A 24,154-nucleotide genomic window follows, 5' to 3' on the forward strand; every position below is an offset into this window, starting at 1 on the left:
TCTGTCAATCTGAAACTTATGTATTAAATAAAATATCTATTTTTGCGGATATTTTTATCAAATTCTAAAAATGTTAAAAAGCGTAATAACCGGAGTAGGACACTACGTTCCGGAAAATATAGTAACAAACGATGACCTTTCTAAGTTGATGACTACCAATGATGAATGGATTACGGAAAGAACAGGAATCAAAGAAAGAAGACATCGTGCCAACCGAGTAGATTCTGAAGAAACCACATCTTTTTACGGTTTCAAAGCTTCAGAAATTGCCCTTAAAAATGCGAATCTCACAGCAAAAGATATTGATTATATTGTTTTCGCAACATTGTCACCAGATTATTTCTTCCCAGGTTCTGGCGTTCTTTTGCAAGAAATGTTGGGTTGCGACACGATTGGAGCTTTGGATGTAAGAAATCAATGTTCTGGTTTTGTCTATGCAATGAGTGTTGCTGATGCATTTATCAAATCAGGACTTTATAAAAATGTTTTGGTTGTAGGCGCAGAGATTCATTCATTCGGTTTGGATATGAGTGATAGAGGACGTGGCGTTTCTGTCATCTTCGGAGACGGAGCAGGAGCAGTCGTTTTGTCAGCAAGCGAAGATGAAAACGCAAAAGGAATCTTATCCGTGAATATGCATTCTGAAGGGAAATATGCTGAAGAATTAGCCGTGAAATTCCCTGGAACCAAATTAGGCTGGAGTGATGTTTTATTAAATAATCCAGACTCTGTAACTGCAGAAGATATCTATCCTGTGATGAATGGAAACTTCGTTTTCAAACACGCAGTTACAAGATTTCCGGAAACCATTTTGGAAGCGCTTGAAAAAGCAGGGAAAAAGATTGCGGATTTAGATTTATTAATTCCTCACCAAGCGAATATAAGAATTGCACAATATGTTCAGCAATTATTGCATTTGCCGGACGAAAAAGTATTCGTGAATATTCAAAAATATGGCAATACAACCGCTGCTTCTATCCCGATTGCTTTGAGCGAAGCAATTCAGGAAGGGAGAATGAAACGTGGTGATTTGGTTTGCCTATCAGCCTTTGGAAGTGGTTTCACTTGGGGAAGTGTTTTGTTTGAATATTAAGTCAATTCAATTTAAGATATGAAATAATAAAACCACAAAAGTCACAAAAGATTCTTAATGATTAAAGTAATTCAAAAGTTTTAAAAAAGTATTAATTATGAGCATTTAACTTATTTGCTCTTTAAAGTAAAATTTACTTTTGTGACTTTTGTGGTGAAAATAACAAAAAGAGCTATTCGGATTTCCAAATAGCTCTTTTTTTATTGATTGATTTTGTTGACAACTTTATCTGATAATGATTTCAATTGTTGCATATCCTCCGGACTCAGTTGAAGCGATTCCAAAATCTGCATTGGTACACAACTGGCTTTTTCCTTCAGTTGATGACCTTTTTCTGTCAGTTGGATTTTGACAACACGTTCATCATCTTTGCTTCGGATGCGTGTGAGATAAGATTTGCTTTCTAATCTTTTCAGCAAAGGTGTCAATGTTCCGTTGTCCAATTGCAGGATTTCTCCCAACTGATTGACGGTCAAATCGTCCTTTTCCCAAAGCGCCATCATCGTGATATATTGTGGATAGGTAAGACCAATCTCGTTTAAAATCGGACGATACGCCTGCATAATCTCACGATGCAAAACATAGACGGAAAAGCACAGCTGCTTGTCCAATTTTAATAAGTCTTCCATATCTCTAATTATTTATATTCTAAAACGAATTCCTCTTTCGGAACTCTCACTTTTTTCATCGGTGCAATCCAGTCACGTGATGGGTCAGAAACACCTACATACATTAGGGAAACACTTTTCAATCCGTGTTTTTCTAATTCCAAAACCTTGTCGATAACCGCATTGTCAAAGCCTTCAACCGGAGTAGAATCTACCTTAAGTTCTGCTGCTTGTGCCAATGCAAGACCTAGTGCAATGTAAGTTTGACGTGCGGTATGCGCAAAGTTTTTTTCAGCTTCCTCTTCAAGATAGATCGATTTTAACTTATCAGTATAACTTCCGAAACGGCCTCTTGGCAATTCTCTCTCATCCGTTGTGAAGTCATAGACTTTATCGATTCTTTCTGCTGTATATCTATCCCAAGCCGCGAATATAATGATGTGAGAAGCTTCTCTCATACATTCTGGATTAAGAGCACCTTCTGATAATTGATCTTTCAAATCCTGATTCTCAACCACCAATATTTTGAAAGGCTGAAGACCTGATGAAGTAGGCGCTAATCTTGCTGCTTCAACAATTTTATCGATATTTTCCTGACTTACTTTTTCTGATGGATTATATGCTTTTACGGCGTGTCTCCATTTTAGATTTTCTATTAATGACATTTTATATTTTTAGTTGTTAGAAACGGTTAATTTAACTTCGATATTTCCTCTTGTAGCATTAGAGTAAGGACATATTTGATGAGCCTTTTCAATCAATTCCTGAGCTTGTTCCAAAGAAACTCCCGGGATGTTGGCGTGTAATTCAGCTTCCAAACCAAATCCTCCATTTTCGATTTGTCCAATTCCAACTTTTGCCGTTACGGTTGTTTCACCAGTTTCGATTTTACTTTGTTTGATAATAAGGTTCAAAGCGCTGTCAAAACAAGCTGAATAACCTGCAGCAAAAAGCATTTCTGGATTAACATAATCGTCATTTGCGCCACCTAAACCTTTTGGCATTCTAACTTCTAAATCCAGAACTCCGTTGTCACTTTTAACGTTTCCGTTTCTTCCTCCTTTGGCTGTAGCGCCAATGCTATACAATGTTTTCATTTTTATTAACTTAATAATTTGATGATACAAATGTATGGCGGAAAATTATATTGTGCACAATATAAAATAAAGTTTATATCAAAATCTATTATTGACGAAAACTATATAGAATTATTTCTACAGAACTAGCCTTTTTACGTCTATTTCGGAATATGAAAATAATTGTCTACCATCAATTTGATTTCTTGCAATGTTTTAAGATGTTGATTATTAGTTGTTTGTTTCTTGTTTTGTTAGATTTGTCAAACAAAAAACCATTTTGGCACGGAATTTACAATTATGTCCCTTGTAAAATTTAAAATTTAAAAATATGAAATCTTTAAAGCATTTAATACTAGGAGCGGGAATTTTGGCAGGAGGGTTAATGTCTGCACAGAGTTCTGATATGACCAATATGTTAAAAGTTGGTCTTAACACAGGTATTTCAACAGGTGGTAATACTGCCGCAAATTTGGGAGTAGATTTGTCTTATCAAAACCTTATTACACCTGGTTTTGGTCTAGGTATTGCGACGGGTTACAATCAATATTTCGGAAAGAATAGAACCATTAACGGCGTAAATGTCGAGAACAATGATTTTGGAGTTATTCCTGTTGCTGCACTTTTCAGAGTATATCCAAAACAAACAGGGTTTTATTTTGGTGCTGACTTAGGTTACGGTTTCATCGTTGGGGATGAAAAGGTAGCAAGTAATGTAAATGTGGATAGACCAGATGGTGGTTTCTACATTAGACCAGAGATTGGTTACCACAACCGCGACTGGAACTTTTTTGCTCAGTATAACAAAACATTTACAGGAGACAAAGGCCAAATTGGAGATCAAAAATACAATGCAGGAGCAATCGGTGTAGGTGTTGCTTATAACATTCCTCTTGGTAAATAATCAGAATTTTTTGGTTTTCTAAGAAAATCTAAAAATATTAATCAAACTATGACACATATTATCGCCTTCATTTTTATGAGGGCGTTAATTTTTTTTAAAAACTTATCATACATCAATTTTTATTTTGAATCATTCTAAGTAGATTTGCGCTATTAAAATTATTCAAGAAATGAAAAAAGTATTATTACTAGCTGTATTGGTAAGCGGATTAGCTTTCGGACAAACTAAAAAATTAACAAGTTCCGACGTACACTGGTGGGGTTATAAAATCGCAAAAACAGAAGCATCTTCTCACGATGGAACTGTGAATGTAAAATCTGGAAACTTGGTTCTTAAAAATGGAGCAGTTGTAGGTGGAGATTTCGTATTGGATATGACTTCTATCAACGCAACAGACCTTTCTGGAGAATACCAAGGAAAATTGAACGGTCACTTGAAAAACGGTGATTTCTTCGAAGTGGAAAAATTCCCAACGGCGACTTACAAAATTACTTCTGTAAAGAAAAACTCAAACAAAAATTACAACTTTGTAGTAAACGGAAACTTGACTGTAAAAGGTAAGACTAACCCAGTTTCTTTCCCTGCAAAAATCACTTCTTCAAACGGCGTTGTGACTTTGGAATCCGACAAATTCTCTTTTGACAGACAAAAATTTGACGTAGCTTACAAATCTACAATGCAAGACGTTTTGGTAAAAGATGATGTTGATTTGAAAGTTAAAATCAGTGTAAAATAATTTTTCACAAAATATATATTTTCAAGGGCAGAATTTTTTCTGCTCTTTTTTTGTTGTTAAATTTAAAAATTATCTTTGTTAAATTTGAAGTTTATGCTGAGAGAAGGCGAAGTGTTTTTGTGAACCTTAACATATTTTCAATAATTTCAAAAAAAAGATTTGTGGACTTTGTGTTCAAAAAATAAATTGATGAAACTATACATAATAAGCGGTCTCGGTGCAGATGAAAAAGTTTTAGAAAAACTCACTTTCAATCCAGAAATTGAAGTCATTCACATTCCGTGGCTCATTCCAAATCTTAATGAAGAATTTTCCGATTATGTTCACAGAATGGCAGAATCGATAGATGATTCCGAAGATTTTTATCTTTTGGGTTATTCTTTTGGAGGGATTTTGGTTCAGGAAATTCAGAAACTGAAACCTGCAAAAAAAATTGTGATTCTGGGAAGTATTCGTTGCGATACAGAGAAATCAAAATTTATCAAGCTTGGTGAAAAAACTAATGCTATAAAGTACATTCCAAGACAGTTTTTTGGCAATAGCGGTTCGGTTTTATATATGTTTCTGAAAAAAATATTTGATTCCAAAAACGCCAATCTTTTAGAATACTTCCGAGTGAAAGACCCATATTATCTAAAATGGTCAATGGACAAAGTTGCGAAATGGAAATTCGAAAAGATTCCAGATGTCATTCAGATTTTGGCAGATAAGGACATTGTTTTTCCGATTAAAAATTCGCAACCCGATTTTGTAATAAAGAACGCAACCCATCTTTTTCCATTAACCAAAGCAAAACAAGTTTCAGAAATTCTCAAGACCATTTTTGTGTAATTTTTAATTTGGGCAGCTTAATCCGCCTTCCACTCCCAATCTTATCACTCCACTACGTTGCGTAAAAAGGATTTCCGCTCAAGTCGGACTGCGTAAGATTCGCTGTTAAAATTAATAGAGTATTTTTGTCATTCAGAGCGAAACGGAGTGAAGCGTGGAATCTAAGCTTTCAATTAGTATAGAGATTCCTACGTAATGACAAAATTGTGTTGAAAATTAATCTGCAAAATCAGCTTAATCAGCGAGAAACTCAAAACCTTTTTTAAGCAAAGCGCCTTTGCGAACCTTAAAATAACTTCAAATAATTTCAAAAAATCTTTGAACTCTTTGCGGTAAAAAACTATACTTAACATAAAGTTGCGCCGATTTCAAAAATCAATTACATTTACAATCGATAATTTTTTACAATTTAATGGAATCTATCAGTGTTTTTGACATCATAAAAATCGGAATTGGACCATCATCTTCCCACACAATGGGACCTTGGAATGCTGCGAAAATGTTTCTGGATTTGGTCAAGCGAAACCATTCTTTGCAAGATGTGAAAGAAGTTTTCGTGGAATTCTTTGGTTCATTGGCAAAAACAGGAGTTGGTCACGGAACTGATATTGCAGGAATGCTCGGGCTCAGCGGAGAAAACTTTCGAACAATTGATACCAACAAAATTGATGAAAAAATTGAAAAAATTAAATCAGAACAAAAAATCAATCTTGGTGGAGAAATCTGGTTGCCTTTTATTTACGGACATCATTTAATTCTTAATAAAGAAAAATCCCTTGATTTTCATCCAAACGGAATGATTTTCAAAGTTGTTTTCGGGAACGGAGAAGAATTAAGTCAGGATTATTATTCAGTTGGAGGTGGATTTGTGGCCACAAAAGAAGATAATTCTATTGAAGAAAAATGTGTGAGGACATTATATCCTTGTCATCACGGAAGCGATATTCTCAAATATTGTGAAAAGCTTAACCTTAATAAAATCTCAGATTTGGTTTTCCTTAACGAAGAATCTTGGAGAACTCACGAAGAAACTCGTCAAAAAGCTCTTGAAATTTGGGATAATATCAAAGACTGCGTTTATAAAAGCATCAATAAAAAAGGAATTCTTCCAGGTGGTTTAAATGTTACAAGAAGAGCTTCTGAAATGAATGAGAAACTCCTTGGAACTCAGATTTACAAAAACAAAAACGAATGGTTCGAAATGGTAAAGAACGAGCAGAAAACTTTCAGTTCTGTTACCAAATGGGTCTCGTGTTTTGCTCTCGCTGTTAATGAAGAAAATGCTTCTTTCGGAAGAATTATCACAGCACCAACTAACGGAGCAAGTGGAGTAATTCCTGCAGTTTTGATGTATGCCCAGACTTTTACTGAATTCAATTCAGAAGAGGATATCATTAGATTCTTATTAGTTGCTGGAGAAATCGGAACCATTTTTAAAAAAAATGCAACTATCTCTGCAGCAATGGGAGGTTGTCAGGCAGAAGTTGGGGTTTCATCAGCAATGGCAGCAGCTGGATTAACGGAGATTTCTGGAGGAACACCGGGACAAGTTCTAATGGCAGCAGAAATTGCAATGGAGCATCATCTCGGATTAACGTGTGATCCAATTGGTGGATTGGTTCAAATCCCCTGCATCGAACGAAATTCTATGGGAGCAATGAAAGCTATTACTGCGGCTTCTCTTGCTTTGGATGGTGATCCTACAAAAGCAAAAGTTTCTTTAGATAGTGTTATCAAATCTATGTGGGAAACAGCTTTGGATATGAATTCAAAATATAAAGAAACATCGGAAGGCGGTTTAGCTGTTGCGGTAAATGTTGCGGAGTGCTAATTTTTGATGAACGCCTTATAGACTGTCAGTCTGAGGTTCTCGAAGACATCTAAATACTTAAGCGAAGCTTTCCAAATAAAATTAATATAAATATTCAAGATGATTTTAGTTCTAATTTTCTAAAGTCTAATTTCTAATCAATATTTTTCAATATTAAATTTTCATAATAAAGAATTGTTAAAAAAGAAGTCATTTTGTTAGCAAAAATAAAATTCGTATCTTTGCAGCAAATTAGACGATCTTTAAATGAATTTATTTACGGAATCCAATCTTAGCGCTGAAGTTCTTCAGGCGATTGGCGACCTCGGCTTCGTAGAGCCGACAGAAATCCAAAAACAGACTATTCCTTTTATCTCTACAGATACTCGCGATCTTATCGCACTTGCGGCAACAGGAACAGGCAAAACAGCAGCATTTTCGCTTCCGATTTTGGATATGATAGACGACAACAGTCGTAAAATCCAATTATTGGTGCTTTGCCCTACTCGTGAACTTTGCCTTCAGATTACCAAAGACATCAAAAATTATACGAAATACCTTAAAAACATCAAAACTACTGCAGTTTATGGTGGTAGTAGCATTATGGATCAAATCCGATCTTTGAGAGACAAACCGCAGATCATTGTGGGAACTCCAGGTCGTGTGATCGATATGATCGGAAGAAAAGCGCTTGACTTTTCTGAAGTACAATGGGTAGTTCTAGATGAAGCAGACGAAATGTTATCTATGGGTTTCAAAGATGATTTGGAAACAATCCTTAGTGAAACACCAGAAACTAAACAAACTTTCTTGTTCTCTGCAACGATGAACAAAGAAGTGGAGCGTATTTCTAAAAACTATTTGACGGATCCTCACAGAATTTCTGTTGGATCAATCAATGCAGTTAAGAAAAATATCAAGCACGAATATTATGTGGTTGGTTACAGACAGAAAAAAGATGCTCTTAAAAGATTAATTGATTCTAATCCAAATCAATATTCAATTATCTTTTGTAGAACAAGAATGGAAACGCAAGAAGTTGCAGACTTCTTGATGCAAAATGGTTATGCTGCAGATGCACTTCATGGTGATCTTTCTCAAGCTCAGAGAGATACAGTAATGAAGAAATTCCGTTTGAAGAATATTGATATTTTGGTTGCGACTGACGTTGCAGCGAGAGGTTTGGATGTTGATTCTTTGACTCACGTGATCCATTTCTCTTTACCAGATGATCCAGAAGTTTTCGTTCACAGAAGTGGAAGAACTGGTAGAGCTGGTAGAGATGGTATTTCTATGGCTTTCATCAAACCAGAAGAAAGTAGAAAATTGAAGCAAATCAAGTCTGAGACTAAAATCGAAATGACTGAGAAGCAAGTTCCATCAGGAAAAGATATTATCAAAGCTCAGGTTGCTGGTGTTTTCGAAAAATTATTGACAGAGCACGAGGATTTCTTCGAGTTTGATGATTCTTTGATTCCAGACCTTTCCAATTTCACAAAAGAAGAATTGGTTCATCAGTTACTACAATTCCAATTGAAAGATCTTGCTACTTATTATAAGGATAGAAATGATCTTCAAAAACAAGAACTAAATAGTAGAGGGGATGATAGAGGAAGCAGAAGAGAAAGAGGAAGAGAGCGTGAAAGAAACGGCGACCCTAGAGAAAGAAGAGAACGTGGTGATAGAAACGACAGAGGTGGAAAACCAAGAAGAAAGAATGAAGATATGGTGAGATTCTTCTTCAACCTTGGAAAAAGAGACCAACTGAAGAAAGTGGATATGCTTGACATCATCAATAAAGCGACTTCTAAATCTAAAAAAAGAGCAGATATCGGTAATATCGAAATCTTGGATAAGTTCAGCTTTTTCGAAATCGAAAAGTCTTTCAAAAATGAAGTGATGAATGGATTGACTGAGATGAAATTTCGGGGAAAAGAAATGCGCGCCGAAGTTGCAAATTAATCATAAAACATTAATAGATATTTAAAACAATATTTGTAAAAACCTGCTAATCAGCAGGTTTTTGTTGTTTTTAATCTTAATGATAATTTAACATAAAAATTTTCATCGCCTTTTGTTTTTTATCATATTTGCAAGACTTAAATAAGAACTAAAATGGGAATAGGTAATCTTTTCAGAGCATTTCAACCGAAAGATAAAATCTTTTTTGACTTGTTTCTTCGTGTTGCAGACAACCTTGTGGAGATGTCGAAAACGTTTCACGATGGATTATTAGATTTTGATATCAACGATGAAACATTGCTGAATCAAATGAGTGATTACGAACATAAATTGGATGATCTTACTCACGAGATTTTTGTACAACTGGGCGAGAATTTTATCACACCTTTTGATAGAGAAGATATCAATTATTTGACATCTGGTTTGGATGATATTGCAGATTATATCTATGCTTCTGCAAAATATATTTATCTTTACAAAAGTCCGGATAACAAAGTTTACTCCGAGTTTTCTTTGTTGATCTACAAATCTTGTATAGAGATTAAGAAAGCTTTAGAAAACTTAAAAGATTTTAGAAATCCTAATGAAGTTAGAGAGTCTTGCATCAAGATTAATTCTTACGAGAACATTGCAGATGACGTTCTAAGTCAAGCGATCGTTAAATTGTTCGAAACCAATGATGCAATCTTGATTATCAAGCAAAAATCAATCCTAGATTATCTGGAGGTTGTTACAGACAAAGCAGAAGATGTTGCCAATACAATGGAGAGCATAGTTATCAAATACGCTTAAAAAGCAGTATCAAAAAATAAACGAATGGATTTTCCAATTCTACTCATTATCATTATCGCGCTTGCGCTGATATTTGATTATATCAATGGTTTTCACGATGCTGCCAATTCTATCGCAACCATTGTTTCAACAAAAGTACTTACACCTTTTCAAGCTGTTCTTTGGGCAGCGTTTTGGAATTTTGCAGCATTTTTCCTTGCGGCATACGTTGTAGGTGAATTTAAAATTGGTAATACGATTGCTAAAACAGTAGATGAAAACTTCATCACACTGGAAGTGATTTTTGCAGGACTTATTGCAGCTATTGCTTGGAATCTATTGACCTGGTGGTTTGGGATTCCATCTTCATCATCGCATACTTTGATTGGAGGTTTTATCGGAGCCGCATTGATGCACGCTTTGATTACAGACTATCATTTAATTGCAATTACTCACCCAGATTATTCTTTCTTCGAAAAAGTGTATCAATCATTTGTACAGCTCTTTTCGCAGAATGTAGTTAAGTATAAAGTAGTCATTCCTATTTTCTTGTTCATTTTTATGGCTCCGCTTATTGGAATGGCAATTTCAATTGTTATTACATTGATTATTGTTAATATCTGTAAAAGAGCCAATCCGCACAAAGCTGAACGTGTTTTCAAAAAATTACAATTGGTTTCTTCTGCATTATTTAGTCTTGGACACGGGACCAATGATGCACAAAAAGTAATGGGTATTATTGGAGCAGCTATGATCTATTTTCACGTGAATATGATGAAAGATCCTATGTATCTTAATATTGCGGAAGCAGATCGTTTCAACTTCTTTGCTGAACATTATCTTTGGGTTCCTATCGTTTCGTTCTTAGCAATTGCATTAGGAACTATGAGTGGAGGATGGAAGATCATCAAAACAATGGGAACTAGAATTACGAAAGTAACGCCATTGGAAGGTGTAGCAGCAGAAACTGCAGGTGCAATTACACTTTTTATCACAGAACAACTAAGAATACCTGTTTCTACAACACATACAGTTACAGGGTCTATTATTGGAGTTGGTTTGACTAAGAGAGTCTCTGCGGTAAGATGGGGTGTAACAGTTAGTTTACTTTGGGCTTGGATTCTTACGATTCCTATTAGTGCTATTGTTGCAGGGGTTACCTATCTTTTGGTAGCATTAATTTTTTAGAATTAATATAAAACTTAATAATATTTAAAAACTTTCCAATAATACTTTGGGAAGTTTTTTTATGTTAAAAAATCACTTAATAATCGACAAAAACAAGTTTCAAAATCTTGGAAAAACACCTTTAAAAATTGTACTTTTGTCATAAACAAAATCTCGAATGGAATTTTTAGATCACTACCAAAAGATCGTAGCTGAAGCTGTAGATAAATACACATTTACAGAAAAACCTTCAGAACTTTATGAACCGATGAATTACATCATTTCGCATGGCGGAAAAAGACTTCGTCCAATAATGGTTCTAATGGGCAACGAGTTATTTGATGGTGATATGGAAAAAGCGATTAAGCCAGCTTTAGCCATAGAGTTTTTTCATAATTTTACATTGGTTCATGATGATATTATGGACGAAGCGCCTATTCGTAGAAATAAGCCTACAATCCATACGCTTCATGGAATTAATATCGGGATTCTCTCTGGAGATGCATTATTGATAAAAGCTTATCAATTCTTCGAAGATCTAGAACCAGAATTATTCAAAAAATGTATCAAAATATTTTCTGAAACAGGTGCTGTTCTTTGCGAAGGTCAGCAGCATGATGTCAATTTTGAAACACAAAAACATGTTTCATATGACGAGTATATCGATATGATTACAAGTAAAACAGGTGTTTTGAGTGCTGCTTCTTTCCAAATAGGTGCTCTGATTGCTGGGGCTTCTGAAGAAGATGCCGAATTAATTTACAATTTTGGGAAACACATAGGAATTGCTTTCCAAATAATGGATGATTACTTAGACGTCTTTGGAGATATGGAACAGTTTGGGAAAAAACATGCGGGTGATATCTACGAAAACAAAAAAACCATTCTTTATCTTTTGGCTCTAGAACATGCGAATGAAGAAGAATTAACAGAGCTTAATTATTGGTTTTCTAAAAAAACAGATAATGTTGATAAGGTTTATAGCGTAGAAAAAATCTTCCGTAGAACAAAAGTAGATGACAAAGTTCTAAGATTGATTCAGAAGCATAATGAAATTGGTCAAAGTTATCTTGATAAAATCAACCTTCCTGACGAGAAAAAATTACCTTTCCGAGAACTTGCAAATTACCTTTTGAGAAGAGAATCCTAATATGATAATGTGTCAATTTACCAATCTAGCAATGATTTCAGATATTGGTAAATTTCTACACTGATTTTAAATTGTTACATTTTAAAATAATGAAATTCCGGACAGAAGTAGATATCAATGTAAGTGAAAAGAAAATAGAAATCGAGGATTGCGTATTCTCTATTGGATCATGTTTTGCGACAGAGATGCACGAGAAATTTTCTGAAGGGCAGATTCAATCTTTGAACAATCCTTTCGGAACTATTTTTAATCCATATTCTATTAATAATGCGATTCAGCAGATTTATGATGCAAAAGAATATCAGGAAAATGATTTGATTTTGGCTAATGAAAATTACATCAGTCTCGATCACCATTCGTCTTTTGACTCCAGATTTTCTCACAAATCATTAGAGAATATTAATAAAAATATTGAAGAAGCCAACCAGTTTTTACAGAATACCGGTTTTGTGATTATTACATTCGGGACGTCTTATATTTATGAGTTTCTTCCAAAAAATAAGTTGGTTGCCAATTGTCATAAGCTTCCACAGAAATTTTTTGCCAAGAGATTTTTATCGCATCAAGAACTTATAGGATCTATTAATAAAACTATTGACTTTCTGAAAGATATCTGTAAAAATGATGTTCAGATATTGTTCACAGTTTCTCCCGTTCGTCATACAAAAGATGGCATTATTGAAAATCAATTGAGTAAATCAAAATTAATAACAGCAATCCACGAATCCATTTTAGGAAAAGAAAATTGCCATTATCTTCCAGTTTATGAGATTCTGATGGATGATTTACGAGATTATCGTTTTTACAAAGATGATTTGATTCATCCTAATTCTCAAGCAGTTCAGTACATTTGGGAGAAATTCGGGAATGCATATTTTTCTGATGAGACCAAAGTTTTTATTAATGAAAATAATAAAATCATCACAGCTCTGAATCATAAAACAGAAGACGATAAGAATCCAAAATATCAAGAATTCTTAGATAAAATCAATCAAAGGATTGTTGAGCAACAAAAGAAAGTTAAACATAAAATCTTTTAATAATTATTAATTGTCAATGGTTAATTATAAGTTTAATTAATCATTAAAAATTAACAATTCATAATTAATTATGATAGACACTCACACTCACTTATATTCTGACCAATTTGATGAAGACCGTGCAGTAATGATTCAACGGGCTTTGGACAAAGGCGTAGAGAAATTTTTTCTTCCGGCAATTGATTCGGAAACGCATCAGAAAATGTTGCTTTTGGAAGCTGAATATCCTAAGCAGATCTTTTCTATGATGGGATTGCATCCTTGTTCCGTTCAGCCGGAATCTTGGGAAAAGGAATTGAAGATTGTAGAAAATTATCTGGCTCAAAGAGATTTTGTAGCGATTGGAGAAATTGGAATTGATTTATATTGGGACAAATCTACACTTGATATTCAAGTAAAAGCTTTTGAACAACAAATTGATTGGGCAATTGAAAGAGATTTACCAATCGTCATCCATACAAGAGAAAGCTTCGTAGAAACTTTTGAGGTCTTGGAAAGAAAGAAACATCCAAAACTTCGTGGGATTTTACATTGTTTTTCAGGAAATCTTGAGCAAGCCAATCACGCTATTGATCTTCAATTTATTCTTGGAATCGGTGGAGTAGTGACCTTCAAAAATGGAAAAATAGATCAATTTCTGAATGGAATTCCACTTGATAAAATAGTTCTGGAAACGGATTCTCCTTACCTTGCACCAGTTCCTTTCAGAGGAAAACGTAATGAGAGTGCTTATGTAGAATTGGTTGCAGGGAAATTAGTTGATATTTACGGAAAAGATTTCTCAGAAATTGATAGAATTACAACTGAGAATGCTCTGAAGTTATTTGGATTAACTCAATAATTTTAAATATAAAAACCGGAAATTGCTTCCGGTTTTCTTTTTTATTTCTTTCTAAAAAATCCTTTGTTCTTCGGTTTTTTGAATCCAATTTCACTTTTTTGCTGTGGTTTTGGTCTCGGCGTAAAAGGTTTATTGTTGCTATCTCTTTTTTGCTCCACCAAATCATCGGTATGATAAGGATGATCTTTTACAACTGGGATTTTCTTACCAATCAGTTTTTCCGTACTTCTTAAGTTGGCTAAATCCAAACCGTCAACAAACGAGAAGGAAGTACCTTCCGAGCCGGCTCTTCCAGTTCTTCCAATTCTGTGAACATAGGTTTCTGAAACATCTGATAATTCGTAATTCACAACATATTTCAACTCATCGATATCAATTCCTCTTGCAGCAATGTCTGTCGCAACCAGAACTCTTGTTTTTTTCGATTTGAAATTGTTAAGTGCATTTTGTCTTGCATTCTGAGATTTATTTCCATGAATCGCTTCTGCAGAGATTTTGGATTGATGCAGCTTTCTTGCAATTTTATCAGCTCCATGTTTGGTTCTGGAAAATACCAAAACTTGATCCAATTTCTGATCTTGCAAAAGATGAATCAACAAATCTGTCTTATTATCTTTTTCAACAAAATAGATACTTTGCTGAATCGTATCTGCCGTTGATGAAACAGGTGCAACTTCTACTTTTATAGGATTTACAAGGATTTCTGACGCCAATTTTGCAATTTCTTTCGGCATTGTTGCAGAGAAGAAAAGATTCTGTCTTTTAGCAGGGATTAATTTCAGGATTCTTTTCACATCGTGTACAAATCCCATGTCCAACATTCTGTCAGCTTCGTCTAAAACGAAGATTTCCAAATGATGAAGTTTGATAATCCCTTGTGAAATAAAATCTAATAATCTACCTGGTGTTGCAATTAGAATATCAACTCCTTTTTTAACTTGTTGCTCTTGTGCGTGTTGTTTTACGCCTCCAAAAATAACAAGAGATTTCAACTTAAGATTTTTGCTGTAAGCTTTGAAATTTTCTTCTATTTGTATTGCTAATTCTCTTGTAGGAGTCAAGATTAGCGCTTTGATTTGATTTCTGTTTTGTTCTTTTTCGGAAAGGTTTTGTAGAATTGGTATAGCAAAAGCTGCGGTTTTTCCAGTTCCTGTTTGTGCGCTTCCCAACAGATCTCTTTTTTGAAGGATTGATGGGATTGCTTTTTCTTGTATTGGTGTCGGTTGTTCGTAACCTTGTTCTTTTAGTGCGTCTAATATTGGTTTGATTAAACCTAATTGTTCGAAATTCAAATGAAATGTTTTTTTAATGTAAATAAAAAAATTCCTTCCGCTGAGAAGGAATTTATGTTTTGCAAAGGTAACTTATTTAAAATAAAGTTTTTAGTTCACCTTTTCCCATTTTTGTTTTTCTTTAAGCTTAGAAATATAATTTTGAAGAGTCGTTAGAACTGCAGGTTTTTCACCAGCGGATAGTTTAATTTCTTTTTTACTTCCATCTGAGAAATAGATTCTTAGATTATTTTTAGAAGCGTCCATGATTCTTTTATCTTCGTAACTGTCCTTCAACGTTTTTACGTTGGCTGCATCTGTAATAGAAATCAGTTTATCAAAATCTTCTTTGTTGATTGTAGATTTGAAAGTCCCTTCTCTCGGCGTTTCCAATTGTCCACGTTCTCCTTCTGTGAAATTATAATGTTCAGCCTCTAGAATTGCAGTTCTATCTGGATTGATGATGATTTTATAAATAGGACAAAATCCAAAACATGGACCCGCTTCATATTCGATTTTAGAATATTGAGAAGTTTGAGAAGTTGTGCAAGACATTAATCCTAGAAAAATTAAAAGACTGAATAGATATTTCATAGCAATTTTTTTGATTTAGGCTTTCAATAATTGTTCCGAAATTTTATCCGTGCAGTTTTTTCCAAATAGCATCTTTCAATTCCTGAAGGCCTTCGCCTGTAACGCCAGAGAAAAATAATGGTTGTCTATTTTCTGGAAATTCTGCAGCTATTTCAGCCTTCAATTCATCGTCCAAAAGATCCGCTTTGGAAACTGATAAGATGAAATCTTTATCCACCAATTCCGGATTATATTCTTTCAACTCATTTTCCAAGATTTTGAATTCTTGGAAATGATCTTCAGAATCTGCAGGAATCAAAAATAATAGAATCGAGTTTCTTTCAATGTGTCTCAAGAATCTGTGTCCAAGACCTTTTCCTTCTGCAGCACCCTCAATAATTCCAGGAATGTCAGCCATTACAAAAGATTTGTAATTTCTCCATTCTACGATTCCAAGATTGGGCGTCAAAGTTGTAAAAGCGTAATCCGCAATCTTTGGTCTTGCTGCAGAAACGGAGGATAAAAGTGTAGATTTACCAGCATTTGGAAAACCAACTAAACCAACATCGGCCAAAAGTTTTAATTCGAAGATGACATAACCTTCTTGTCCTTCCATTCCAGGTTGCGCATATCTTGGTGTTTGGTTGGTAGAAGACTTGAAATGCTCATTTCCTTTTCCACCTTTTCCGCCTTCCATCAAGATGATTTCTTGTCCGTCTTCTAAGATTTCTGCGATGATTTCGCCATCTTCATTTCTAGCAATCGTACCCAAAGGAACATTGATGTAAACATCCGCACCAAAAGCTCCAGTCAATTGGTTTTTTTGACCGTTTTGTCCACGTTCGGCTTTCACGTGTCTTGTATATCTTAATGGTAAAAGTGTCCATTCGTGGGCATTTCCTTTCATTATTACGTGACCTCCGCGTCCACCGTCACCCCCATCTGGACCTCCTTTCGGGATGTATTTTTCTCTACGAAGGTGAGCTGATCCAGCACCGCCGTGACCACTTGTACAATGGATTTTCACGTAATCTACGAAATTTGACATATTACTAGGTATTATAGACAACTAGAGAATAGATGATAGACTTTTCAAAATTGGTCTATAATCTATTCTCTAAAAATGTAAGTTTCTTTTATTTAATTTTTTCTACTTCTGCAAATAATTTTTCAGAGATTTCGGAGATGTCGCCAATTCCGTTAACTTCCGCATATTTGCCTTGTTTTTTATACAGTTCTGCAACTTCTGCAGTTTTTGTATAATATTCTGTAATTCTATTTCTGATGATATCTTCGTTAGAATCATCTGTTCTTCCGCTAGTTTCTCCTCTTTTCAAAAGTCTTTCTACCAAAACCTCATCATCAACTATTAATGAAAGACAAACACTGATTTCAGAATTTAATTCCTCTTTCACAATTGTTTCCAACGCTTCCGTTTGAGTAGCAGTTCTAGGAAATCCATCGAAAATGAATCCATTGGTTTCTGTTGGCTTTTTCAACTCGTCAATTAGCATATCAATCGTAACCTGATCTGGAACCAATTCTCCTTTGTCGATGTAAGATTTTGCTAATTTTCCAAGTTCAGTATCATTTTTCATATTGTAACGAAAAAGATCTCCTGTCGAGATTTGTTTCAGATTGAATTTCTCGATAAGATGCTGAGCTTGGGTTCCTTTTCCGCTTCCTGGAGGGCCAAAGAGAACGATATTGATCATATTTTCTTTAATTTTAGATTTATTTCTTTTTATCTTGAATAGAAATTAGTGATTGATTCTACCTTCTTCCAATTGATATAAGTCTGGTAAGTTTCTTCCCAATTCATCATAATCTAATCCATAACCTAGAACAAACTTATTTGGTATTTCTTTAGCAACATAATCTACTTTGAAATCTTTTTTGAAAACGTCTGGTTTCAAAAGTAAAGAAGCAACTTTCAAAGATTTTGGACGTTGTGTGTTTTTGAAATATTCGAAAAGATTTTCCAATGTATTTCCTGTATCTACGATGTCCTCCATCAAGATAATATGACGATCCATAACATCTTTTGTGAGTTCCATTTTTTTATAAACAATTCCGGTAGATTGTGTTCCAGAATAAGAACTTACTTGTAAAAAAGCAATTTCACATTTCCCGGGATAATATTTTAAAAAATCTGAGAAAAACATAATTACACCATTCAAAACGCCAATGAAAATTGGGGTTTCGTCTTTGTAATCTTCGTAAACTTTAAGTGCTAATTCTTTAATAATCTCCTGAATTTCATCGTGTTTCAGGTATGGTACGAAACTTTTGTCGTGAACTTGTATAGACTCCATATATATTTCAAAGTACAAAAATAAGGTTTTTATGCCAAATGACCGATTTTCTTTTTTTGAAGCTTTTTCATCGGGGACTAATACAATTTAATTATCTATATTTGCGTTACGTTTCTGAAAAAGGATAATTATGTTCAAATCGCTTTTCCATTGGAAAGTATTACTTAATATCGTTATTGCAATGGCATTGTTTGCCGGATTGGTTTGGCTTACATTCCGTTGGTTGGAGTTTCATACCAATCACGGAGATGAAGTTCCTGTGCCCAATGTAATGAATATGAAAGTGCACGATGCTATCAAAATTTTAGATGACTCAGGTCTAGAGTATGAGGTCGATAGTTTCAAATATGACCCAAAATTCCGTCCTCTTCAAGTTTTAGCAGTTTTCCCATCTCCAGGTTCTAATGTGAAGAATGGAAGGTCTATTGTGTTGAAAGTCAATCCAAAAACTTGGGCGAAAGTGGCTGTTCCAGATATTATTGATCGGTATAAGGGCTTAGCTTTTAATCAATTAAATCTTGTTGGGTTGAAAGTGGGAGATACGCTTTATGAGCCTAGTATCCAAAGAGATGCGGTTCTTAGAATTATTTTCAATGGTTTAAGTATAAAACCAGGAACTTTGTTGCCTAAGTTTTCTACGGTTGACTTAGTTATTGGTTCTGGTCCCTTAAGAAATGTTCAAGTTCCTAATGTTGTGGGAAGAACGGTTCAAGAGGCTAAAAAGATTATTGCCCAAGCTTTATTCGAAGTTGGAATTGTAGAGCACGAAGATGGAGGAAAAGATGAATCTGATATTGTTTACTACCAAGATCCAGAATTTGGCGCACTAAGAGATCAAGGAATGCAGATTGATCTTTGGGCAAGTAAGAAAACACCTGCTGAACTACAAAGTAAGATTCAACAATTGGATGATATGTACCGCCCAAAAATAGATACTACATTGGCTCCAATTCAATATAATGAAGTTCCACCACCAACTGTTGAACAAAAACCTGTAGTTCAAAAAGCGCCTGTTTCTGCTAGTCAAACAACTGGAGCTACAACAAGTTCTGCGAAACCAAAACCTACGACAACGCAGCCCGCAAATAATAATGCAGCTGTAAAAACAAATAGTACAACGCCACAAACTACAAAACCTGTAGATAAGCCAAAGCCTAAAAAAGTGGTAATTGAATAAAAAAACAAAAGGCTTCGACAAAATGTTGAAGCCTTTTAAAATTATAATATGCTGGACGAAACCGAAGATTTTCTGGAAGATGAATTAAGTAATCAAGACATTTCCACTGATGATGAAAACAGTGGACTTTTTGAACATTTTAATATCAAAGTGGATGGAAATCAAGAACCACTTAGAATAGATAAATTTTTATTGAGTTTTCGTCAGAATTCTTCTCGTAATAAAATTTCAGAAGCTTGTAAAGCAGGTAATATTGTAGTCAATGGTAAACCTGTAAAACAAAACTACAAAGTTAAGCCTAGAGATGAAATCAGCATTCTTCTAGCACATCCACCAAGAGAAAATGTTATCATTCCACAAGATATTCCTATAAATATCGTTTATGAAGATAATGATCTAATTGTTGTGGATAAAGATGCGGGAATGGTAGTTCATCCAGGACATGGAAACTGGGACGGAACATTAATCAATGCTTTAGCATTTCATTTTGCAAAAGATCCTAATTATAATTCGGATCTAGATAGAGTAGGATTAGTTCACAGGATTGATAAAGATACTTCTGGATTATTAGTAATTGCTAAAACCGAATTTGCACTCAGTTTTTTGGCAAAACAGTTTTTTGATAGAACAACTAAGCGTTTGTATTGGGCATTTGTTTGGGGTAATGTAAAAGATGATGCTGGAACTGTGACTGGACATATTGGAAGACATCCAAAGAATAGAATGCAAATGTACACTTACGAAGATGGTAGCCACGGGAAACATGCAGTGACACATTACAAAGTTTTGGAACGTTTTCGCTATATGACCTGGATAGAGTGTAAATTGGAAACGGGAAGAACACATCAGATTCGCGCACATATGAAACATATTGGACATACTTTGTTTAATGATGAAAGATATGAAGGGCATGTGATTCTTAGAGGTGTTAATCTTCCAAAGTATAAGCAGTTTGTAAATAATGTTTTTGAGGTTCTACCAAGACACGCTTTGCACGCTCATACATTAGGATTTGTACATCCAACAACTAAGGAAGAAATGTATTTTGAAAGTCCAATGCCAAAAGATATGCAAGAAGCGTCTGAACGTTGGAGAAAATATTTAGAAAGTAACTAGAGTTTTATATATTTGTATTGTGAAGAAAAATTACCCATTTTATAAAATATTAATGCTGTTTGTAACAGTTTCTTTTATTAATGTCAAAGCTCAGGAAACTTTGCCTTTTTATCAGCAATATCTTGTTGATGGAGACTTTTTGTTCAATCCGGCATTATTAGGGAAAACAGATGATGTTGCTTTGAACTTAAATTATCAAAAACAATTCTCTCAACTGGACGAATCTCCTAATGTACAATCTATAGGGATACATGCCAATGTTTTTGACCGAGTTGGTGCAGGAATTGCTTTTTTCAGAGATCAAAATGGTCCTATTTCATCTAATGGATTGATGTTGGGAGCTTCTTATTTTGTTCCACTTTCCGATGAGGAAGATCGCCAGGATCAATTCTCTTTTGGTGTTGGTACCAATCTTTACAATATGAATATTGATTATACAAAGATTAATGCAGCGCAATCAGGAGATCAAGTTTTAGGCGAAAATACGAATGATATTTTCATGGCTTACGCCAATTTAGGTGCCGCTGTTAAGTATCGATATTTCTTTGCAGGTATTTCGGTTACAGATATTCCGATTAGTAATAATATTCCAATTGTTAATGGGATAGAGCCTTCTCCAACTAAGTTTTATGCCAATTTAGGTTACGACTGGCACTTTACAGAGGGGTTATTTTTGACGCCATCTTTTATGATGAATCTTAATACCAATTCCTCCAGAATAATGGATTATAACTTGATGGCTACAGCTGCTGATGAAACTAATAGCATTTCTGCTGGAATTAGCTTCCGAAGTGCAAAAACCTCTGTTGGGAGCCAAAATCTTGGCTTGTCACCTGTTATCAAAGGTAGGCTTGGTGGCGTTACCTTCGGTGCCGTTTATAACTTTGGCGTTTCGGAATTGACGGAGAATTTCGGTAACAGTTTTATGCTATCTTTAGGATTTAATATCGATAACTTTATCAATACCAGAGGTTTCCGTTATAGATAATGAAGGATTATTTTAAAAAAGTTAAAAGTATTTTGCCAGTTTTATTATTGGCAATTTTTGTTTCAACTTTTATATGTTTTATTCTAAGATATTTTTTTGAGTATAAATTTGAGATTGATATAAAACTTATCAGTTGGGAATTTTTTATTCCCCTTGTAGTCTCAATTGTTTCAATTATTCTAATAAGAAAAAAATTCATTGTTCTTCAATTTAAAGATAAAACGAAAGATAATTTTTTTTACATCTTATTAAGCTGGGTATTAATCTTAGCTCTCCTTGTAAATTCTCAGATGTTTTTTACAAAATATTTTTATAAGAGTATTACGATTAATAATGTATCTGAGATTAAATTTGACCACAACATATCTACTTATAATATCAAAAAATTGTATGTTGCTGAAAGTCTCGCCAAAGGAGATTTACAAACAAAAGTAGTGGGCAAAAATGGAGATAAACTAAAAATGCAGATTTTTTTCATTGCGCCTATCTTGACGGATTCTATGTCTAATAATAACAATTCTAAGGTTTGGTACTCTGAAATTAGAGATACAACGATCAGTTACAGTTTACCAAAAGAAAAAAAAGAATTTGCGTTTAAAACATTTTATAAAAATACAGTTGATTATTTCACAAATAAAAATTTTTCTAAAGTTCATAATTTTGAAAAACTTTTTGAATCTGATGAGAAACAAAATTTTGATAAATTAATAGGAAATCAAGACAAATCCGCTCTCATTATTAAACATGTTTCAAAGAACTCCAAAGATGCAGGTGTAATTTTTTATTGGTATTTTAAAATATTGGGAATCGGATTGTGTGTTATGCTTTTTTCATTGATTTTTATATCTTATAAAGAAGTAAAATATAAAAAGAAAAATGACGAATTTTTATCAGTAATTACTTTTTTGATTCCCAGAAAAGAAAACTATTTTTTACCAATAATTATTAATCTTAACATTGCTTATTACTTACTTTTGGCATGTTTTGGTGTCGATGTATTCTCTCCTAGAACAGAAGATTTAATTAATTTTGGAGCGCTTAGTAGTTTGAAAGTTGCTAATGGAGAAGTATGGCGATTCTTAACAGCAATGTTTATGCACGGTAGTTTACAGCATATCGCTTATAATATGATAATATTAGCTTTTGCTGGTCTATTTGCTAAAGAAATTTTTGGAGAACGAAAGTTAGCATTGATTTACTTCATTTCTGGATTATTATCATTTCTTACGACTTTGCTTTTTCATAATCATTATATAGGAGTGGGAGCATCTGGAGCAATATTTGGAATAATTGGTTCCTTATTTGGAGCAGGATTGGTAGATGGTTTCAAACAGAATAAAACAATCATATTGATTACATCTGGATATTTGCTAATAAATATTGTTTTTGGATTTGTAACGAATTCAGACAATGTTGCCCACATTTCTGGTTTTTTTATTGGTGCTATCATAACTTGGGTTCTGTACATTTTTAAAAGATGATTTACCTTCATATTCCTTTTTGCAAACAGAAATGCAGTTACTGTAATTTTCATTTTTCCACTTCTCTTGGTTTGAAAGATGAGATGTTATCTGCGATTAAAAAAGAAATACAGCTCAGACGTAACGAACTTGAGAATAAATCCTTAAAATCACTTTATTTCGGTGGAGGAACGCCATCTGTGTTGAGTTTTGATGAAATCAAATCTTTAATTGATGAAATTCAAAAATATTTCAGTTTTGATAATAATATTGAAATCACTTTGGAATCCAATCCTGATGATTTGAATAAAAATTTTCTCAAAGAATTATCTCAGACAGAAATCAATCGTTTATCTATTGGAACGCAGAGTTTTTTTGATGAAGATTTGAAATTAATGAATCGCGCTCATAATGCTTCCGAAGCTGAGAGTTCTATTAAAAGAGCTCAGGATTTTGGATTGGAAAATATCAGCATCGATTTGATTTATGGTTCACCAACTTCCAATTTCGAAATTTGGAAAGAAAATCTCAATAAAACAATCGAACTTCAAGTTCCTCACGTTTCATCTTATGCTTTGACGGTTGAACCCAAAACAGCTTTGGAAAAATGGATTGAGAATGGAAAAGTAAGTTCTCCCGAAGAGGCAGAACAAAATCAGGAATTCTATTATATGAAGGATTTTTTGAAAGATAATGGATTCGACCATTACGAGATTTCAAATTTTGGAAAGCCGGGATTTCATTCCAGACACAATTCTGCTTACTGGAAGTCTGAACCCTATTTAGGAATTGGACCTTCTGCGCATTCTTATAATGGCAGTTTAGAAAGAAGTTGGAATATTGCTAATAATCCAATTTACATCAAAAATCTAAACCAAAATATTCTTCCTATAGAAACCGAAATCCTTTCTGAAAAAGACAGATTCAACGAGATGATGATGATTGGACTCAGAACAATTTGGGGCGTTGATTTGGATAAAATCAATCAAAATTTTTCTTCAGAAATAATCGATTATCTTAGTCAAGAAATCAAATCCAAATTAGAATCCGGAATTCTAATAATCGAAAATAATTACCTCAAAATTCCAGAAAAACATTGGTTTTTAGCTGATGGAATTGCAAGCGATTTATTTATCGTTTAAATTTTCTAAAAATTAACCACAAAGCCACAAAGCTTTGTTCCATAAAAATATTAGACTTGATTTCCATTGTGGTCTTAGTGTAAAAACTTCGTGTCTTTGTGGTAAAAAAATCACTAAATTTGT

General features: G+C 34.0%; 24 protein-coding genes. 16 read left to right on the top strand and 8 right to left on the bottom strand.

What is annotated here, in order from left to right; all coding sequences use genetic code 11:
* The first annotated feature begins 70 nt into the window (after positions 1–70).
* Complete coding sequence (locus RTY06_RS05760) at positions 71–1,093, top strand: beta-ketoacyl-ACP synthase III (RefSeq protein WP_312823471.1); 1,023 nt, start codon at positions 71–73, stop codon at positions 1,091–1,093.
* A 200-nt stretch (positions 1,094–1,293) separates the two neighbouring features.
* Here the strand turns inward: RTY06_RS05760 and RTY06_RS05765 are convergent, their stop codons facing one another.
* Genes RTY06_RS05765 through RTY06_RS05775 form a run of 3 tightly spaced genes read right to left on the bottom strand, consistent with a single transcriptional unit; the run spans position 1,294 to position 2,798 of the window.
* Positions 1,294–1,722: a MarR family transcriptional regulator gene (locus RTY06_RS05765; RefSeq protein ID WP_312823472.1), complete on the bottom strand. Its 429-nt coding sequence runs from the start codon at positions 1,720–1,722 to the stop codon at positions 1,294–1,296.
* A gap of 8 nt (positions 1,723–1,730) precedes the next feature.
* Positions 1,731–2,366: a nitroreductase family protein gene (locus RTY06_RS05770; protein WP_312823473.1), complete on the bottom strand. Its 636-nt coding sequence runs from the start codon at positions 2,364–2,366 to the stop codon at positions 1,731–1,733.
* A 9-nt stretch (positions 2,367–2,375) separates the two neighbouring features.
* Positions 2,376–2,798: an organic hydroperoxide resistance protein gene (locus RTY06_RS05775; RefSeq protein ID WP_312823475.1), complete on the bottom strand. Its 423-nt coding sequence runs from the start codon at positions 2,796–2,798 to the stop codon at positions 2,376–2,378.
* Positions 2,799–3,108: 310 nt separating this feature from the next.
* On the opposite strand from RTY06_RS05775, the gene RTY06_RS05780 reads away from it, so the two are divergent.
* The 10 genes from RTY06_RS05780 to RTY06_RS05825 all read left to right on the top strand — a co-directional run bounded on the left by RTY06_RS05780 (position 3,109) and on the right by RTY06_RS05825 (position 13,989).
* Complete coding sequence (locus RTY06_RS05780) at positions 3,109–3,681, top strand: hypothetical protein (RefSeq protein ID WP_312823476.1); 573 nt, start codon at positions 3,109–3,111, stop codon at positions 3,679–3,681.
* Positions 3,682–3,850: 169 nt separating this feature from the next.
* A complete protein-coding gene (locus tag RTY06_RS05785; RefSeq protein ID WP_312823477.1) occupies positions 3,851–4,417 on the top strand; it encodes a YceI family protein in 567 nt (188 codons plus the stop codon).
* 189 nt (positions 4,418–4,606) lie between these two features.
* Entirely contained in the window at positions 4,607–5,248 is a 642-nt protein-coding gene (locus RTY06_RS05790; RefSeq protein ID WP_312823478.1) for an alpha/beta hydrolase, read from the top strand.
* Positions 5,249–5,660: 412 nt separating this feature from the next.
* The gene (locus RTY06_RS05795) at positions 5,661–7,079 is read left to right on the top strand and encodes an L-serine ammonia-lyase (protein ID WP_312823479.1); all 1,419 of its coding nucleotides are present in this window, start codon (positions 5,661–5,663) and stop codon (positions 7,077–7,079) included.
* A 246-nt stretch (positions 7,080–7,325) separates the two neighbouring features.
* Positions 7,326–9,020, top strand: coding sequence for a DEAD/DEAH box helicase (locus tag RTY06_RS05800; protein WP_312823480.1), 1,695 nt, complete (start codon positions 7,326–7,328; stop codon positions 9,018–9,020).
* A 153-nt stretch (positions 9,021–9,173) separates the two neighbouring features.
* Positions 9,174–9,812 (top strand): DUF47 family protein, encoded by a 639-nt coding sequence (locus RTY06_RS05805; RefSeq protein ID WP_312823481.1) that lies wholly within the window; start codon positions 9,174–9,176, stop codon positions 9,810–9,812.
* 24 nt (positions 9,813–9,836) lie between these two features.
* Positions 9,837–10,979: an inorganic phosphate transporter gene (locus tag RTY06_RS05810; protein WP_312823482.1), complete on the top strand. Its 1,143-nt coding sequence runs from the start codon at positions 9,837–9,839 to the stop codon at positions 10,977–10,979.
* Positions 10,980–11,136: 157 nt separating this feature from the next.
* Positions 11,137–12,108: a polyprenyl synthetase family protein gene (locus RTY06_RS05815; RefSeq protein WP_312823484.1), complete on the top strand. Its 972-nt coding sequence runs from the start codon at positions 11,137–11,139 to the stop codon at positions 12,106–12,108.
* 89 nt (positions 12,109–12,197) lie between these two features.
* Entirely contained in the window at positions 12,198–13,148 is a 951-nt protein-coding gene (locus RTY06_RS05820) for a GSCFA domain-containing protein (protein WP_312823486.1), read from the top strand.
* 70 nt (positions 13,149–13,218) lie between these two features.
* Positions 13,219–13,989, top strand: coding sequence for a TatD family hydrolase (locus RTY06_RS05825; RefSeq protein ID WP_312823487.1), 771 nt, complete (start codon positions 13,219–13,221; stop codon positions 13,987–13,989).
* 41 nt (positions 13,990–14,030) lie between these two features.
* Here the strand turns inward: RTY06_RS05825 and RTY06_RS05830 are convergent, their stop codons facing one another.
* From RTY06_RS05830 to hpt, 5 genes are all read right to left on the bottom strand, one after another.
* Complete coding sequence (locus RTY06_RS05830) at positions 14,031–15,281, bottom strand: DEAD/DEAH box helicase (RefSeq protein ID WP_312823489.1); 1,251 nt, start codon at positions 15,279–15,281, stop codon at positions 14,031–14,033.
* A gap of 90 nt (positions 15,282–15,371) precedes the next feature.
* Complete coding sequence (locus RTY06_RS05835) at positions 15,372–15,854, bottom strand: DUF6438 domain-containing protein (RefSeq protein WP_312823491.1); 483 nt, start codon at positions 15,852–15,854, stop codon at positions 15,372–15,374.
* A gap of 43 nt (positions 15,855–15,897) precedes the next feature.
* Positions 15,898–16,881, bottom strand: a complete 984-nt coding sequence (gene obgE / locus RTY06_RS05840) for a GTPase ObgE (protein ID WP_116035673.1) — start codon at positions 16,879–16,881, stop codon at positions 15,898–15,900.
* 88 nt (positions 16,882–16,969) lie between these two features.
* Positions 16,970–17,548: an adenylate kinase gene (locus tag RTY06_RS05845; RefSeq protein ID WP_312823495.1), complete on the bottom strand. Its 579-nt coding sequence runs from the start codon at positions 17,546–17,548 to the stop codon at positions 16,970–16,972.
* Between the two features lie 45 nt (positions 17,549–17,593).
* Positions 17,594–18,148 (bottom strand): hypoxanthine phosphoribosyltransferase, encoded by a 555-nt coding sequence (hpt, locus tag RTY06_RS05850; protein WP_116035676.1) that lies wholly within the window; start codon positions 18,146–18,148, stop codon positions 17,594–17,596.
* 130 nt (positions 18,149–18,278) lie between these two features.
* Between hpt and RTY06_RS05855 the strand changes: the two genes are divergently transcribed.
* Genes RTY06_RS05855 through hemW form a run of 5 tightly spaced genes read left to right on the top strand, consistent with a single transcriptional unit; the run spans position 18,279 to position 24,031 of the window.
* Positions 18,279–19,325, top strand: a complete 1,047-nt coding sequence (locus tag RTY06_RS05855; protein WP_312823499.1) for a PASTA domain-containing protein — start codon at positions 18,279–18,281, stop codon at positions 19,323–19,325.
* A 48-nt stretch (positions 19,326–19,373) separates the two neighbouring features.
* Positions 19,374–20,441, top strand: a complete 1,068-nt coding sequence (locus tag RTY06_RS05860; protein ID WP_312823500.1) for an RluA family pseudouridine synthase — start codon at positions 19,374–19,376, stop codon at positions 20,439–20,441.
* Between the two features lie 52 nt (positions 20,442–20,493).
* On the top strand, positions 20,494–21,429 hold the full coding sequence (locus tag RTY06_RS05865; protein WP_409450829.1) for a PorP/SprF family type IX secretion system membrane protein: 936 nt from the start codon (positions 20,494–20,496) through the stop codon (positions 21,427–21,429).
* Complete coding sequence (locus tag RTY06_RS05870) at positions 21,429–22,910, top strand: rhomboid family intramembrane serine protease (protein ID WP_312823504.1); 1,482 nt, start codon at positions 21,429–21,431, stop codon at positions 22,908–22,910. Before RTY06_RS05865 ends, RTY06_RS05870 begins: the two co-directional genes overlap by 1 nt.
* Positions 22,907–24,031, top strand: a complete 1,125-nt coding sequence (gene hemW, locus RTY06_RS05875) for a radical SAM family heme chaperone HemW (protein WP_312823505.1) — start codon at positions 22,907–22,909, stop codon at positions 24,029–24,031. The genes RTY06_RS05870 and hemW overlap by 4 nt, the downstream gene beginning before the upstream one ends.
* Positions 24,032–24,154: the final 123 nt, after the last annotated feature.

Source organism: Epilithonimonas sp., assembly GCF_032055105.1.
Taxonomy (GTDB): domain Bacteria; phylum Bacteroidota; class Bacteroidia; order Flavobacteriales; family Weeksellaceae; genus Epilithonimonas.